Source organism: Micromonospora sp. NPDC004704 (genome assembly GCF_053601675.1).
The window spans coordinates 1-14,705 of record NZ_JBSGCD010000002.1; the positions used below are offsets into that span (position 1 = coordinate 1).

Sequence of the window (14,705 nt, forward strand, 5' to 3'; positions counted from 1 at the left end):
GCGGCGCGTCGCGCCGCCGCCGCGGGGGCGACCAAGCGCACCTCCGCCCCGCAGCCCCGCCGTTTCACCGGCCGGGCGACCGCACTGTTCGCGGTGTTCGTCGCTCTCGCGCTCGCGTACACCTACCCGGTCCGGGTCTACCTCGGGCAGCAGGCGGACATCGCCCGGATGGAAGCGGAGCAGCAGGCCCAGCGGGAGCACATCGGTGAGCTGTCGGAAGAGGCGAAACTCTGGCAGGACCCGGCCTTCATCACCACGAAGGCCAAGGAGCGCTTCTACATGGTCCGGCCCGGCGAGCAGCTGTTGGTGATCCTCACCGACCCCGAGGGCGCCGCCCGGGACGCCGGCACCACCGCCCAGCCGGCACAGAAACCGGCTGAACCCTGGTACGACATGCTCTGGTCCAGTGTCCAGGCCGCCAACGAGGAAGGTCCCGCACGTTGACCGTCGTACCCCCCGAGCGGCCGGCGGCCGGTCTGGTCCCCCCACCTGCGCGCGAACCGGCCACCGAAGAGGACCTGGCCGCGGTCGGCGCCCAACTCGGCCGTACGCCGCGCGGCACCCGTGCGGTCGCGCACCGCTGCCCGTGCGGTCGCCCCGACGTGGTGGAGACGACCCCACGGCTCGCCGACGGCACCCCGTTCCCGACCCTGTTCTACCTGACCTGCCCGCGCGCGGTCGGCGCGTGCAGCCGGCTGGAGTCGGCCGGGGTGATGAAGGAGATGGCCGACCGGCTGGCCGAGGATCCGGAGCTGGCCGCGCAGTACCTGGCCGCGCACGAGGACTATCTGAGCCGCCGGGACGCGATCGGTGAGGTGCCGGAGATCGGCGGCATCTCCGCCGGTGGCATGCCGGGTCGGGTGAAGTGCCTGCACGTGCACCTCGGTCACGCCCTGGCCACCGGCCCCGGCGTCAACCCGTTCGGTGACGAGACGCTCGAACTGATCGAGCCCTGGTGGCTCGGGGGTTCGTGCGTGGACCTGCCTTGAGCACGGATCTTGTCGTCCGGCGGGCGCGGACCGCGGACGTACGCGGCATCCGCGAGCTGATCGACACGTACAGCCCCGGTGGGCGGTTGCTCAGCAAGGCCACGGTCACCCTGTACGAGCACGTCCAGGAGTTCTGGGTGGCGGTCCGACCCGCCGACGGTGCGGTCCTCGGGTGCGGGGCGCTGCACGTCATGTGGGAGGACCTGGCCGAGATCCGTACGGTGGCCGTCCACCCCGACTGTCGGGGGCGCAAGATCGGCCACCAGATCGTCGCGGAGCTGCTGGGGGCGGCACGGGAACTGGGCGTCACCCGGGTGTTCTGCCTGACCTTCGAGACCGGGTTCTTCGGCTCCTTCGGCTTTGTCGAGATCGACGGAGCGCCGGTCCCGCAGACCGTCTACGAGCAGTTGCTGCGCTCGTACGACGAGGGTGTGGCGGAGTTCCTCGGGCTGGAGCGGGTCAAACCGAACACCCTGGGCAACGTACGGATGCTGCTCCGCCTCTGACGTAGGGTGACTGCCGTGACGACCAGAGTGGCGGGGATCGACTGCGGCACCAACTCCATCCGGCTGCTCGTGGCCGACCTGCCGGATCCGGGGGCCGACCCGACCGCACCGCTGGTGGACGTGAGCCGCCGGATGGAGATCGTCCGGTTGGGTCAGGGCGTGGACCGGACCGGTCGGCTCGCCCCGGAGGCGATCGAACGTACCCGGGTGGCGCTGGCCGGCTACGCGGCCGAAATCGCCGACCTGGGCGCGACCCGGGTACGGATGTGCGCCACCTCCGCCTCCCGTGACGCCAGCAACGCCGACGAGTTCCGGGCGATGGTGCGCGACACTCTCGGCGTGGCGCCGGAGGTGGTCACCGGCGACGAGGAGGCCCGGCTCTCGTTCACCGGCGCCGTACGCGGACTTCCCACCGACGCCCGTTCCCCGTTCCTGGTGGTGGACATCGGTGGCGGCTCCACCGAGTTCGTCGTCGGCGATCGGGACGCGGGGGAGCGGGTCCTGGCGGCGATCTCGGTCGACATCGGCTGCGTCCGGATGACCGAGCGGCACCTGCACGACGACCCGCCGACGCCCGACCAGATCGCCGCGGCCGAGGCGGACATCGCCGCCGCGGTGGACCGGGCGTTGTCCGTGGTGCCCGGTCGGGAGGCCGCCACCCTGATCGGTCTGGCCGGTTCGGTGACCACGGTGGTGGCGATCGCGCTCGGACTCGACTCGTACCAGCCGGAGCGGGTCCATCACGCGCGGATCTCGTACGACGAGGTGGCGAAGGTGACCGCGGACCTGTTGTCCCGGTCGTCGGCCCAGCGGATGAAGTACCCGGTGATGCACCCCGGCCGGGCGGACGTGATCGGCGCGGGTGCGCTGGTCCTGCGGGTGATCATGGAGCGTGCCGGCATGCCCTCGGTCGTGGCCAGCGAGCACGACATCCTCGACGGCATCGCCTGGTCGCTCGCCGACGCGGGCTAACCAATCGACGTACGGTCTCAGCCTTCAGTCAGCTCTGGCCGATGCTTACGGATCCATGTCTCGACGTCGGTCTTCCGCCACACCTTGCCCATCTGGAGCACCTGAAAGGGCTCGGGGAAGTTGCGGTGTGAGGTGATGACGTGGACGCGCTGCTTGCTGATCCCGCCCAGCATGACGCGGATCTCATGCGCTCCCACCAACTCCATGTCACCGACGCTAGAACGTTGACCCGACTCCTTGAATCAGGTCAACGAACCGGGCACCATCGAACTCGGTATCGCGCAGAAATTGGGTGGCTCGGGGCGGAGGAGGCAGTCCGACCCCAGCCCGACGGGAAGGGGCCCCGGCTCATGAGCAACCTGGCGGCGTGCTGCTGGAACTCTCCCTCGGGGAGGATGTCGAGCGCTGGCCGATTGACCTCGCGCAGTCGCGTGCTCTCGTGCCCGTATTGTCGGGTTTGTTGAGTCAGGCGGACGCCACCTGGCTGCGGGCGGCCTGAACGCCGTTTCTTCGTACATCGTCTTTGATGTGCGCACATCAAAGACGATGTACGAGGATTTGCCGATACTGCTTCCAGCAGCGGTGACCGGAGACGTGTGTCGACCGGGGCGATCTCGGGAGCCGGGCCTGATCGCGGCGTTCACCGTTTACGCGACCACCACTCCTGGGCGCTCCAGTCCTGGCAGCGTCGTTCGGTCATCAAGCCAGGGTAAGAGCTGCGGTCGCGTTCGCGCGGTCCGAGGACCGGAACTACAACGCTCTTGACGGTATCTCGCAATGCACACTACTCTCCATCGCGTGGACACTACCCAGCTGCTCAAAGGCGTGCTGGATCTCGCGGTCCTGGCCGTCCTGAAGGAAGAGGACGGTTACGGCTACGACATCATGCGTCGTCTGCGTACCGCCGGTCTGGACGAGATCGGGGACGCGTCGGTCTACGGCACCCTGCGCCGGCTGTTCCAGGCCGGACTGCTGACCACCTACGTGGTGCCCAGCGAGTCGGGACCCCATCGCAAGTACTACGCCCTCAACGCGGCCGGCCGCGACCAGCTCGACCGGTCCGGCAAGGTGTGGCGGGCCTTCGCATCCACCATGGACCAGCTCCTCGACGAACGGGGGCGTACGGCATGACCGCGCGCAACGGGGAGGGCGCCACCCAGCGAAGCGAGGAAGGCATGACCGAGCAGGAGATCGCGGACTACGTGGAACGGGTCCGGCGGGCCCTGTCCGACCTGTCCCCGGAGGACCGGGACGAGTTGCTCGAAGACCTGCCCGAGCACCTCGCCGAGGTGGCCGCCGACGGCACCGGTGCGCTCGTCGACCGGCTCGGCACGTCCGAGGCGTACGCGGCCGAGTTGCGTGCTGCGGCCGGGCTGCGGGCGCCGGATCCGTCGCCGGACCTGGACAGACGGGTCGCCACCGCCGTCCACCAGCTCCGTGGCCGGCTGCGGGTGCTCGACGGCCGGGTCGGGCCCGTGATCGGGTACGCCAAAGCCAGCGAGTTCCTCCGCCTGCTCCGTCCCGCCTGGTGGGTGCTCCGCGGTTACCTGGTGGCGATGCTCGTCACGGTCATGCTCACCGGCGACAGCTTCGGGCTGCTGCCCCGGCTGGGCGGCAACACCCTCGCGGCCGTACTGCTGCTCGGTCTCTGCGTGGTCGGGTCGATCTGGCTCGGCCGGCGTGCCGCCCCGCGGCGGGGTTGGCGGCGGCACCTGATGCACCTCGGCACGGTGGCCCTGGTGCTGTTCGGTCTGATCGGTTTCGCCGACGTCGACCAGCGTGGACAGCAGACCAACTACTACGCACCGTCCTACAACGAGGACCCGTACTCCGGGGTACAGGACGTCTACGTCTACGACCGGCAGGGGCGGCTGGTCGAGGGCGTACGACTGTTCGACCAGGACGGTCGACCGATCCGGTTGGGACACCCGTGGTGCGACGACCTGGTGCAGTTCCCCGTCGAGCCGGGGGACGTCGTACGCGACCCGCTGCGCCAGCCGTACCCGTACTGCCCGGAGGGTGCCCCGTTCCGTTTCTCGACCGGACCGGTCCCGTCCCCCACCACCCCGGCACCAACCCCCACGGGTACGCCGACACCGTCCGAGGCCCCGACGCCGACCGGAACGGGCACGCCGACGCCGACCGGGAGTGCCCCACCCGTCGGCCCGAGCGCCACGACGGGCTGAGTGGGCACACCCGAACCTGCTGGTCCGGGTCCTGTCGACGGTGCGTCGGCAGGACCCGGACCGTTTTCCGGTCGCGCGGTCGGCAACATCGGGCTGAAAGGTGGAGGGAACCGGGCAGCGGGATGTCGGGGGCGCTGTATACCGTGTCCCCCGCACTTGATCATCGAGTGCGGATCGAGTTACCCCCATCTCGGAAGGAAAGTCAGTGACGGACCAGGCACCCCCGCCGCCCGCATCCCCGGCATCGCCCCCGCCGGGAGCGTCGGTGCCGCCGCCGGTCGACCCGGGCGCACCCGCGCCGTTCCCGGCCGCGGCCGGCGACCCGGGTGCGCCCGTGCCGGTTCCCGCGGAGCCGGTCAAGAAGAAGAGCCCGATCAAGAAGATCGTCAGCGTGCTGGCGGTCATCGTGATCGCGGTCGCGGTGAAGTTCGGTGCCGGCGCCCTGCTCGGCGGCGAGGACAAGGCGGCCGAGGCGAAGGTCGGCGACTGCCTCGCCTCGCTGCCCGAGGTGGCCGAGGGTGAGGAGAAGGAGGCCCCGAACGCCAAGGTGGTCGAGTGCACCTCGACCGAGGCCGCCTACAACGTCGTCGGCCGGGTCGAGAACCAGACCCAGGAGCAGGCGGCGAACACCACCGAGTGCGACCAGTACGCCGCCGAAGGCGAGGAGTACTCCATCTACTACGCCATCCCCACCGGTGGCACCGGGTACGTGCTCTGCCTCAAGCCGAAGAAGGCCTGAGCGGACGGACGGCGGGGTGTACGTCCACCAATACGGGAGGCGTACGCCACGCCGTCTTCCCCGGTGACGGTCGGGCATGGCAGGCTACCCGCACACAACTGAGCGATAACTGTGCGACCAGCCAATGATGACTGACCGACAGGAGGCCGGCTGATGGGCGAAAAGGTGAGCTACCGGAGTAACGGTGGCACCAGCGAGGGATACCTGGCCCTACCCACCAGCGGGGCGGCCGGGCCGGCTGTCATCGTGATCCAGGAGTGGTGGGGACTCGTCCCACACATCACCGCCGTTGCCGACCGGTTCGCCGAGGCCGGCTTCGTCGCGCTCGCGCCCGACCTCTACCACGGCGCCTCGACCAGCGAGCCGGACCAGGCCCAGCGGCTGCTGATGGGCCTGGCGATGGACCAGGCCGGCCGGGACATCGCCGGGGCCGCCGACTACCTCGCCGACCGACCCGAGGCGACCGGCCAGGTGGGCGCGGTCGGCTTCTGCGCGGGCGGCAGCCTCGCCCTGTGGTCCGCGACGCTCTCCCCGCGGATCGTCGCGACCGTCGGGTTCTACCCCGCGCTGCCCTGGGAGCGGATGCGCCCGGAATGGTCCGACTACACCGGCAAGGCGGCCGTCATCCACTGCTCCGAAGAGGACGGCACGTCGGCCGACGAAGGCGTACAGGCCGCCCAGCGGGCGATCAAGGCGGCCGGTGGCGAGTGCTCCCTGCACGACTACCCCGGCACCCGGCACGCGTTCTTCAACGACGACCGGCCCGAGGTCTTCGACCGGCAGGCGGCAGCCAGCGCCTGGGCCCGTACGCTCGAATTCTTCCGGAGCCGGCTTGGCTGAGACCCGTACCGCCGAACAGGTCCTCGCCCGCGCACAGCGGGCGGGCGACCTGCCCGACCTCGACGGCGCGGTCGCCGACTGTTTTGCCTGCTCCCGCCTGGTCGCCTGGCGGGAGGAGGTGGCCCTGGTCCGCCGGGCGGCGTTCCGGGACCAGGAGTACTGGGGCCGACCGGTGCCCGGCTTCGGTCCCGCCGACGCCCGGATCGCCATCCTCGGCCTCGCCCCGGCCGCACACGGCGGCAACCGCACCGGTCGGGTCTTCACCGGGGACCGGTCCGGGGACGTGCTCTTCGCCGCGATGCACCGGGCCGGGCTGGCCAACCAGCCGACCAGCGTCGCGGCCGACGACGGGCTGACCCTGCGGCACACCAGGATCTTCGCCGCGGTCCGGTGCGCACCCCCGGACAACAAGCCCACCCCGGTCGAACGGGACACCTGCGCGCCCTGGCTGCACCGGGAGGTGCAGTTGATCAGACCCACGCTGCGCGTCGTGGTCGCCCTGGGCGCCTTCGCCTGGGACGCGTGGTGGCCGGTGCTCCGCCAGGTGTACGGCGTTCGCCCGCCCAGTCCTCGTCCCCGCTTCGGCCATGGGGCACACTGGTCCGACGGAACCGCTCCGGACTTGCTTGGCTGCTACCACGTCAGCCAGCAAAACACCTTCACCGGACGGTTGACACCAGCGATGCTGGACGAGATATTCACCCGGGCCAAGGGTCTGGCCGGGTTGGACTGAGACATCGGCGACAGTTCGGGGGCGGTAAGCGGGATGGCCAGTTCCGCTCTGCGCAGATGGTGGCCGCTCGCGGCGGTGGCGCTGCTGCTCGCCCTCGCCGCGCTGTCGACCGCCCAGTCGTCGCTGCGGATCGACCGGCTGGAGCAGACCGAGCGGACCCCGCCGCCGCTGGAGGTCCTCCCGGAAACCCGACCCCCGACGACGCAACCCCCGCTGGAACTGGCCCCGGCCGCCCCGTTCACGGTGCCCGCCTGGCTGATCAACGGCGCGATCGGTCTGGCTGCCCTCGCACTGGTGGCGCTGCTCGTCGTGCTGGCGCGGCGACTGCTCCGGGACCTGGCCCGGCGGCGGCGCGCGAAGATGCCGGCCGCCGCCCAGGCCTCGGCCGAGCAGACCGCCGAGGCGGTGGTCGCCGCCCTCGACGCCGGACTGGTCGACCTCTCCGACTCCGACACCGACCCGCGTCGCGCGGTGATCGCCTGCTGGGTGCGGCTGGAGCAGGCGGCTGCCGCCGCCGGGATGCCCCGACGGGTCGGTGACACCCCGACCGACCTGGTGACCCGGCTGCTGCGCGACGGCACCGGCGTGGTCAGCGCCGAGGTGCTGGCCGCGTTCGCCCACGTCTACCGGGAGGCCAGGTACGCCACCCACAGCGTGGACGAACAGATGCGGGCACAGGCCCGGTCGGCGTTGCAGCGGCTGCGTACCGAACTGACCGTGGGGGTGACGTCGTGACCGAACGTACCGCCAGCATCGACGACCTGCTGGGCAGCGACGAGCTGATCCGGCTCCGGGAGGAACCGGAGGAGCCGCCCGGCCGGCGACGCCGGATCGGCCCGTGGATCTGGCCGGTGCTGATCGCGGCCGGGTTCACCGCCGTGACCGTGGTCGGACTCCGCATGTTCGCGCTCGGGATCTCCGTACCGGCGGTCTTCGCCGCCTGGCTGGCCCTGCTGCTGCTGCGTCAGGCCACCGCACGGGTGAAGGCGCCGGCCCACCGTACGGTCCAGCCGATGCGCTCGTCCGCCGCCGACGACGGCATGTACAACTTCGGTGCCCTCGACGGCCTGCGCGGCGTGGTCGACCGGTGGGAGAACAAGCTGGTCTGGTCCCACGCCGAGCCCGGCCGGTACGCCAAGGGCGTGCACCCGAGCCTCGGTGAACTGGTCGACGAGCGGCTGCGCCAGCGGCACGGAGTGACCCGGGCCAGCGACCCCGCGCGAGCCCGTGCCCTGCTCGGCGAGCAGGTGTGGAAGTTCCTCGACAGCCCCCCGAAGCGGACGCCTCCGCCGCGTGACCTCGCGGTGATCGTCGCTCAATTGGAGAAGCTATGAACGACGCGGACCAGGTCCAGACGACGCCCATCTTCGAGGTGGCCCGACTGGCCCGGGCGGTGCTGGACCAGGTCTGCACCGTGGTGGTCGGCAAGCGGGACTCGCTCGAACTCGTCCTGGCCGGCATCCTGGCCGGCGGCCACGTACTGCTGGAGGACCTGCCGGGGCTGGGCAAGACGCTGACCGCCCGGTCGTTCGCGCAGGCGCTCGGGCTGGACTTCCGCCGGTTGCAGTTCACCCCCGACCTGCTTCCCGCGGACGTCACCGGCTCGTTCCTCTACGACCAGCGCAGCGCCGACTTCACCTTCCGGGCCGGACCGATCTTCACCAACCTGCTGCTCGCCGACGAGATCAACCGGACCCCGCCGAAGACCCAGTCGGCGCTGCTGGAGGCGATGCAGGAGAAGCAGGTCTCGGTCGAGGGCGTCACGTACCGGCTCGACCCGCCGTTCCACGTGCTGGCCACCGCCAACCCGATCGAGTACGAGGGCACCTACCCGCTGCCGGAGGCGCAGCTCGACCGGTTCCTGCTGCGGGTCTCGTTCGGCTACCCGACCCGCGAGGAGGAGGGGGAGGTGCTCCGCCGCCGGATGTCCCGCCGCCAGGAGGAGGCGGAACTGGCCCCGGTGGTCAACGCCGCCCGACTGCGCGAGATGCAGGCCGCCCTGGAGGACGTGGTGGTCGAGGACTCCGTCGGCCGCTACATCGTCGAGCTCACCGCGGCGACCCGTGAGCACGCGTCGGTGCTGGTCGGGGCCTCGCCCCGAGGTTCGCTCGCGTTGCTGCTCCTGGCTCGGGCGAAGGCCGCCCTCGCCGGCCGCGACTACGTTGTCCCGGAGGACGTCAAGGAGGTGGCGGCGCCCGCGCTCGCGCACCGGATCACCCTGCGCCCGGAGATGTGGCTGCGCCGGGTCGACCCGTCCTTCGTCGTCCACGAGGTGCTCGACCGGACCCCGGCTCCGGCCAGCGGCGCGCTGCCCAGTTACGCCGCCGGAGCACGCGCGGTATGACCAGCAGCCCCGGGCCACTGCGGGCCGCCGTACCGCAGCCGCGTCGCCGCCCGGCGGTGGGCGCGCAGGAGCAGGCGGAGCGCGTGGAGCCCGTACCGCAGTGGTGGACGCCGACCCGGGCGCTCGGCCGGGCGGTGCTGCTCACCGGCGTACTTCTGCTCGCCGGGGTGCTCTTCGGCCGGGTCGACCTGGTCGTGCTGGCCGCGCCGTTCGCGCTCGGGACCGCGTACGCGCTGCGCCGCCGGCCCACCGAGGCGCCCCGGATCGCGATCTCGGCCGAGGACGGGGCACTGGTCGAGGGGAGCGACATCACCGGGGCGGTGACCATCGGCAACCCGGACCTCGCCGGTTACGACCTGGCCGTGGTCCGTACCCGGGTCTCGCCCTGGCTCAAGCTCACCGAGGTCGGCTTCGCCGGACCGGGCGGAGTCGACCGGCCGCTCGCCCTGGGCGTGTCACCCGGTGAGGCGGTCGACCTGGACCTGCGCGGGGAGGCCCTGCGCTGGGGTCGGCACCCGCTCGGCCCGGCCGGTGTCCGGGCGGTCGCCTGCGCCGGACTGCTGGCCAGCCGGCCGGTGCTGATCGACCCGGAGTCGGTCCGGATCTACCCGAAGACCGAGCCGTTCGATGCCGACGAGGCCATGCCCCGGGCCGCCGGCCTGGTTGGCGGGCACCGCTCCCGCCGGCCCGGCGAGGGCGGCGAGCTGGCCGGCGTACGGATCTTCGGCCCCGGTGACCGGTTGCGCCGGATCGACTGGCGGGTGTCCCTGCGGGCCCGGCAACTGCACGTGGCCGCCACCCTCTCCGACCGGGACGCCGAGGTGGTGCTCCTGCTCGACGTGCTCGCCGAGGTCGGCCAGTCCGGCGGCGTACGGGGCACCGCCTCGGTGCTGGACACCACCGTCCGGGCCGCCGCCGCCGTCGCCGAGCACTACCTGCACCGGGGGGACAGGGTCTCTCTGCTCGAGTACGGCCCCGCCGCCCGCCGGCTCCGTCCCGCCACCGGCCGGCGGCAGTACCTGATCGCGCTGGAGTGGCTGCTCGACGTCACCGCCGCGAACTCCGAGAACGAGCTGTACGAGCAGGTCTTCGGTCCGCAGTTGCTCTCCTCGAACGCGCTGGTGGTGGTGCTCACCCCGCTGGTCGACCCCCGCTCGGCGGCGATGCTGGCCCGGCTGGCCCGGTCCGGCCGGTTCGTGGTCGCGGTGGACACCCTGCCCGAGCTGACCACCCCGCCCCGGCGCGGGCAGTGGACCGAGGTGGCGCACCGGCTGTGGCGGCTGGACCGGGAGAACACCATCGGCCAGTTGCGCGAGCACGGCGTACCGGTGGTGGCGTGGGCCGGCGCGGGCAGCCTGGACCTGGTGCTGCGGGACGTGGCCCGCCTCGCCTCCGCTCCCAGGGCGGTCGGCCGATGACCGAGCCCGTACCCGGAAGGTGGATCCGTTGAACGCCATCTCGGAGCGGATCCGGTCCGTCTACACCATGATCGTCCGGGCCACCCTGGCCCCGCTGCTGCTGCGTTGCGCGATCTTCCTCAGCGGGCTGGCCGCGTTCGTGCTGGCGTACCCGGTGCCGATGCTGGGCGGTCCGGGCATCCTGCTGATCCTGATCGCGGCGCTGCTGCCGGCGGTCGCCCCGGGCCGGTCCTGGCCCACCCTGACCGCGCTCGCCACCGTTGCCGGCTGGGTGGCCCAGACGAGCTACTACGGCGAACCGGTCGCGCTGTGGCGGCTGCTCGGGCTGGCCACGTTCCTCTACCTGACGCACAGCCTCTGCGCCCTGGCCGCCCAACTGCCGTACGACGCGGCGGTGGCACCCGAGGTGTTCGCGAGCTGGGTGCTGAACGCATTGGCGGTGGTGCTCGCCACCGCCGTACTGGCGGTGCTGTTGATCGCGCTGGCCGAGCGGTGGGACCAGGGGAGCTTCGTGGTCGTCGCGATCGCCGGGATGGCCGTGGCGGTGCTGGCGTCCTTCCTGCTGAGTTGGCTGCTCCGGCGCCCCCGGCCGGAGTGACCCGGGTCGCATCCGGAGCGGGTGGCGCGACCCACCGTGGCGTTCTCCATCACAACAAGGGCATCTACCGCACACAAATTCTCAGACCGGGGAAAGATAGAAGGGTGAAACAACGGATCCTCGTAGTTGGCGCTGGGCACGTCGGGTTGTACGCGGCCCTGCGGTTGTCGAAGAAGCTCCGCTCGTGGGAGGCCGAGGTGATGGTGGTCGATCCCCAGCCACACATGACCTATCAGCCGTTCCTGCCCGAGGCGTCGGCGGGCAACATCTCCCCCCGACACGCGGTGGTGCCGCTGCGGCGCGCACTGAAGAACTGCACGATCGTCGCCGGTGAGGTGACCCGGATCGAGCACGCCCGCAAGACGGCGACCGTGCAGCCGATCATCGGACCGCCCCGGGAGATCCCGTACGACCACATCATCGTGGCGCCCGGGTCGGTGTCCCGGACCCTGCCGATTCCCGGCCTGCGCGAGCAGGGCATCGGGTTCAAGACCATCGGTGAGGCCATCTACCTGCGCAACCACGTCCTGGACCGGCTCGACGTGGCGGCTGCCACGACCGACCCGGAGACCCGGCGCAACGCGCTGACCTTCGTCTTCGTCGGCGGTGGTTACGCCGGGATCGAGGCGTTGGCCGAGATGGAGGACATGGCTCGGGACGCGCTGAAGTACTACCCGGAGATCTCGGCGGAGGAGATGCGCTGGGTGCTGGTCGAGGCGACCCTGCGGGTCCTGCCGGAGGTCGACCGGGACATGGGCGCGTACACCGTGCAGCAGTTGCTCAAGCGCAAGATGGACATCCGGCTGGACACCCGGTTGGAATCCTGCGTGGACGGCGTGGTCAAGCTCTCCGACGGGGACAGCTTCCGGGCCGACACCATCGTCTGGACCGCCGGGGTGAAGCCGTCGCCGGTGCTGGACCAGACCGACCTGCCGCGTGACGAGCGGCGCCGGGTCACCTGCCTGCCGACCCTCCAGGTGGTCGACGGTGACCGGGTGCTGGACGGGGCGTGGAGCGCCGGGGACTGCGCGGCGGTCCCGGACCTGACCGGCCCGCCCGGCACGTTCTGCTCGCCGAGCGCCCAGCACGCGGTCCGTCAGGCGGTCGTGATGGCGGACAACATCCGCGCGGTCCTCCGCAGCCGCCTGCCGAAGAACTACAAGCACAAGCACGCGGGCAGCGTGGCCAGCCTGGGCCTGCACAAGGGCGTCGCCCAGGTGTACGGGATCAAGCTGACCGGCCTGCCGGCCTGGGCCATGCACCGGGCGTACCACCTGGGGCGGATCCCGTCGCTGAACCGCAAGATCCGGGTGCTGGTCGACTGGCTGCTCGCCTTCTTCCTGCGCCGCGAGGTGGTCGCCCTGGGCCAGCTCCACGACCCCCGCGAGGAGTTCGTCGAGGCGACCCCCAGGATCACCCCCCGCGCCTGATCTGACAGGGAGGGCCCCGAGTCGTCGCCGCAGCGACAACTCGGGGCCCTTTCCGTCGGCGTCGTGGCCGGCTCCCGCTCTCAGCCGACCTTCCAGGTCCAGGCGTCGGCGATCCGGGTCCCCGGACCGAACAGATCCTCCAGCGCGGTCCGCAGGCTCTCCGGGTGCGGTGCGTCGCTGGCCAGGACCACGCAGGAGGCGTTCCAGAACTCCACGTCCTGTCGGGCCCGCTGGCGGTGCTCGTCGGTGATCTCGGGTACCACCCCGGTCTTGGCGACCTCGGCCAGCAGGGCGGAGGTCGCCTGCTTGTACGTGCCCATCGACGCCTTGCCCCGAGCCGAGTACGGCCCGATGAAGAAGCCCTCCGGCATCCCGAACTCGGCGTTGGCGGCGGCCCCCCAGCGCATCGCCCACGGCTCCTTCGGGGTGGGCAGCGGGACCGGCACCATCACCCCACCCGGCGGGACGCAGTCGCGCCAGTGCTCGCCGGTGATGAACGTCGGCAGCGCCGGCCGGGCGGCGGTCGGCAGCGGCGCGGGGAAGATCGGCAGCAGGGCGGCGACGACCACGGCCGGCACCAGGATCCGGGGCGGCCGCGTACCGGTGCGCAGCGCCCGGTCCAGGGCGAGCACCAGGACGGTGGCGACCAGGGGGATCAGCGCCAGGGCGAACCGCATCGGCAGCGCGCCGTCCACCACCGGCAGGCCGAGCAGCAACGAGTACGGTCCGGGCACGCTGGTCCGCTCGCCGTTGACCACCAGGTCGGGGCCGAGGGAAAGGGCCGCCATCAGTACGCCGGAGACGGTCACGGCGATCAGCAGCGGGCGTCGGGCCGGGTAGCGGAGCAGCCAGACCACCGCGGCGAGGGTGACGAGCAGCAGCGGCCAGCCGAGGAAGGTGTTGTACTCGGCCGGGCCGGTGGTCAGCCGGGCGGCCTCGTTGCTGCCGCCGATCGACAGCGGCGAGATCGCCACCCAGCTCGCCAGGTCGGCCGAGAAGTAGTAGGGGCTGAACATGCCGTTCGGCACGCTCTGTGGCCCGGCGAACTGGAACCAGAGCGGGTAGGCCAGCGCCAACCCGGCGAGCCCGACGGCGACCGCCAGACCGGTGGCGAAGCCGGGCAGCACCCGGCGCAGCAGTGCCCGGTCCGTGATTCCGTACGCGATGGTCATGATGATCAAGGTGAGTGCGGTGAGGAAGAGCACTTCCTCACCGACGAAGACCTGGGCGGTGACCGTCGCGGCCAGTCCTACCCCGGAGGTGACCACCCGTCGGCGGTCCGGTCCGGGGCGGTCCGGTCGGCCGTTCGGGTCGGCGGCGCGGACCAGCCGGACCACCAGCCAGACCATCACCGGCACCAGCCAGAGCGCGGTCATGTGCAGGTGGCTGTTGGTCTGCGAGATCATGCCGGGGGCGAAGCCGCAGAAGCCGCCACCGAGCGCGGCGGCCAGCCGGTGGGTGCCGAGGACCCGGCGGAAGAGCAGGTACCAGGCGACCGCGGTGATCCCCAGGTTGCCGGCGACCAGCAGGGCGAAGGTGGTGGCCACCCCGAACACGAGGGTGATCGGGGCGAACAACACACCCAGCGCGATGACCGTGGTGTTGGCCATCAGGTTCACCCCGTCGGGGGCGTTGAGCCGGTCGGTGAGCAGACCGAAGTCACCCAGCAGGGCGCGGGCGTCGGTGGCCAGGAACCACTCGTACAGCACCTGGTCCTCGGGGTTGAGCGCGAGCGTACGGGCACCCGGATCGGGCCACATGCCGTGCGTCAACCATCCGGCCAACAGCAGGAAGAGAAGGCAGATCCCCAGGTCAGGTGCGTACGGGCGGATGGCTTCGAGCCACCGGGCCCGGCGGGACCGGGGTACGCCGGATGTCGTGTCCGCTGTGTCCTCGCTAAGTTCGGTGTCCTGCGCTGCGGGGGCGGGGCTGGTCACGGCCTTGACCCTA

The 14,705-nt window shown here is 71.6% G+C and carries 18 protein-coding genes; 16 read left to right on the forward strand and 2 right to left on the reverse strand.

The window, feature by feature from the left end:
* The 4 genes from ACWEFB_RS02225 to ACWEFB_RS02240 all read left to right on the forward strand — a co-directional run.
* A partial coding sequence (locus ACWEFB_RS02225; protein WP_452281417.1) for an FtsB family cell division protein occupies nt 1-444 on the forward strand: 444 nt, incomplete at its 5' end.
* The gene (locus ACWEFB_RS02230; RefSeq protein WP_452281419.1) at nt 441-989 is read left to right on the forward strand and encodes a DUF501 domain-containing protein; all 549 of its coding nucleotides are present in this window, start codon (nt 441-443) and stop codon (nt 987-989) included. The genes ACWEFB_RS02225 and ACWEFB_RS02230, both read left to right, overlap by 4 nt.
* On the forward strand, nt 986-1,495 hold the full coding sequence (locus ACWEFB_RS02235; protein WP_326560952.1) for an amino-acid N-acetyltransferase: 510 nt from the start codon (nt 986-988) through the stop codon (nt 1,493-1,495). The genes ACWEFB_RS02230 and ACWEFB_RS02235 overlap by 4 nt, the downstream gene beginning before the upstream one ends.
* Before the next feature lie 27 nt (nt 1,496-1,522).
* Complete coding sequence (locus tag ACWEFB_RS02240; protein WP_452282098.1) at nt 1,523-2,467, forward strand: Ppx/GppA phosphatase family protein; 945 nt, start codon at nt 1,523-1,525, stop codon at nt 2,465-2,467.
* 17 nt (nt 2,468-2,484) lie between these two features.
* Here the strand turns inward: ACWEFB_RS02240 and ACWEFB_RS02245 are convergent, their stop codons facing one another.
* Entirely contained in the window at nt 2,485-2,673 is a 189-nt protein-coding gene (locus ACWEFB_RS02245; protein ID WP_452281421.1) for a hypothetical protein, read from the reverse strand.
* Between the two features lie 161 nt (nt 2,674-2,834).
* On the opposite strand from ACWEFB_RS02245, the gene ACWEFB_RS02250 reads away from it, so the two are divergent.
* The 12 genes from ACWEFB_RS02250 to ACWEFB_RS02305 all read left to right on the forward strand — a co-directional run bounded on the left by ACWEFB_RS02250 (nt 2,835) and on the right by ACWEFB_RS02305 (nt 12,755).
* A complete protein-coding gene (locus tag ACWEFB_RS02250) occupies nt 2,835-2,966 on the forward strand; it encodes a hypothetical protein (RefSeq protein ID WP_452281423.1) in 132 nt (43 codons plus the stop codon).
* A 299-nt stretch (nt 2,967-3,265) separates the two neighbouring features.
* Entirely contained in the window at nt 3,266-3,598 is a 333-nt protein-coding gene (locus ACWEFB_RS02255) for a PadR family transcriptional regulator (protein WP_326560950.1), read from the forward strand.
* Nucleotides 3,595-4,653 (forward strand): HAAS signaling domain-containing protein, encoded by a 1,059-nt coding sequence (locus ACWEFB_RS02260; RefSeq protein WP_452281426.1) that lies wholly within the window; start codon nt 3,595-3,597, stop codon nt 4,651-4,653. The genes ACWEFB_RS02255 and ACWEFB_RS02260 overlap by 4 nt, the downstream gene beginning before the upstream one ends.
* Before the next feature lie 205 nt (nt 4,654-4,858).
* The gene (locus ACWEFB_RS02265) at nt 4,859-5,392 is read left to right on the forward strand and encodes an LppU/SCO3897 family protein (RefSeq protein ID WP_452281428.1); all 534 of its coding nucleotides are present in this window, start codon (nt 4,859-4,861) and stop codon (nt 5,390-5,392) included.
* A gap of 153 nt (nt 5,393-5,545) precedes the next feature.
* Complete coding sequence (locus ACWEFB_RS02270; RefSeq protein WP_326560947.1) at nt 5,546-6,232, forward strand: dienelactone hydrolase family protein; 687 nt, start codon at nt 5,546-5,548, stop codon at nt 6,230-6,232.
* Nucleotides 6,225-6,965 carry a uracil-DNA glycosylase gene (locus ACWEFB_RS02275; protein WP_452281430.1) on the forward strand — a complete coding sequence of 247 codons (741 nt, stop codon included), beginning with the start codon at nt 6,225-6,227 and terminating at the stop codon, nt 6,963-6,965. Before ACWEFB_RS02270 ends, ACWEFB_RS02275 begins: the two co-directional genes overlap by 8 nt.
* 33 nt (nt 6,966-6,998) lie before the next feature.
* Entirely contained in the window at nt 6,999-7,700 is a 702-nt protein-coding gene (locus ACWEFB_RS02280) for a DUF4129 domain-containing protein (RefSeq protein WP_452281432.1), read from the forward strand.
* Nucleotides 7,697-8,299, forward strand: coding sequence for a hypothetical protein (locus ACWEFB_RS02285; protein WP_452281434.1), 603 nt, complete (start codon nt 7,697-7,699; stop codon nt 8,297-8,299). Before ACWEFB_RS02280 ends, ACWEFB_RS02285 begins: the two co-directional genes overlap by 4 nt.
* Nucleotides 8,296-9,309, forward strand: coding sequence for an AAA family ATPase (locus tag ACWEFB_RS02290; protein ID WP_326560943.1), 1,014 nt, complete (start codon nt 8,296-8,298; stop codon nt 9,307-9,309). Before ACWEFB_RS02285 ends, ACWEFB_RS02290 begins: the two co-directional genes overlap by 4 nt.
* Nucleotides 9,306-10,727 (forward strand): DUF58 domain-containing protein, encoded by a 1,422-nt coding sequence (locus tag ACWEFB_RS02295; protein ID WP_452281436.1) that lies wholly within the window; start codon nt 9,306-9,308, stop codon nt 10,725-10,727. Before ACWEFB_RS02290 ends, ACWEFB_RS02295 begins: the two co-directional genes overlap by 4 nt.
* 28 nt (nt 10,728-10,755) lie before the next feature.
* Nucleotides 10,756-11,325, forward strand: coding sequence for a hypothetical protein (locus tag ACWEFB_RS02300; RefSeq protein WP_452281438.1), 570 nt, complete (start codon nt 10,756-10,758; stop codon nt 11,323-11,325).
* Nucleotides 11,326-11,429: 104 nt separating this feature from the next.
* Nucleotides 11,430-12,755 carry an NAD(P)/FAD-dependent oxidoreductase gene (locus ACWEFB_RS02305; RefSeq protein WP_326560941.1) on the forward strand — a complete coding sequence of 442 codons (1,326 nt, stop codon included), beginning with the start codon at nt 11,430-11,432 and terminating at the stop codon, nt 12,753-12,755.
* A gap of 80 nt (nt 12,756-12,835) precedes the next feature.
* On the opposite strand, the gene ACWEFB_RS02310 is transcribed toward ACWEFB_RS02305, so the two are convergent.
* Nucleotides 12,836-14,692: a hypothetical protein gene (locus tag ACWEFB_RS02310; RefSeq protein WP_452281440.1), complete on the reverse strand. Its 1,857-nt coding sequence runs from the start codon at nt 14,690-14,692 to the stop codon at nt 12,836-12,838.
* Nucleotides 14,693-14,705: the final 13 nt, after the last annotated feature.

Bases quoted from the DNA above. Each gene is read 5' to 3' on its own strand.
- ACWEFB_RS02245 (WP_452281421.1), bottom strand. From the start codon at position 2,673: ATGGAGTTGGTGGGAGCGCATGAGATCCGCGTCATGCTGGGCGGGATC.
- ACWEFB_RS02260 (WP_452281426.1), top strand. From the start codon at position 3,595: ATGACCGCGCGCAACGGGGAGGGCGCCACCCAGCGAAGCGAGGAAGGC.
- ACWEFB_RS02270 (WP_326560947.1), top strand. From the start codon at position 5,546: ATGGGCGAAAAGGTGAGCTACCGGAGTAACGGTGGCACCAGCGAGGGA.
- ACWEFB_RS02280 (WP_452281432.1), top strand. From the start codon at position 6,999: ATGGCCAGTTCCGCTCTGCGCAGATGGTGGCCGCTCGCGGCGGTGGCG.
- ACWEFB_RS02290 (WP_326560943.1), top strand. From the start codon at position 8,296: ATGAACGACGCGGACCAGGTCCAGACGACGCCCATCTTCGAGGTGGCC.
- ACWEFB_RS02295 (WP_452281436.1), top strand. From the start codon at position 9,306: ATGACCAGCAGCCCCGGGCCACTGCGGGCCGCCGTACCGCAGCCGCGT.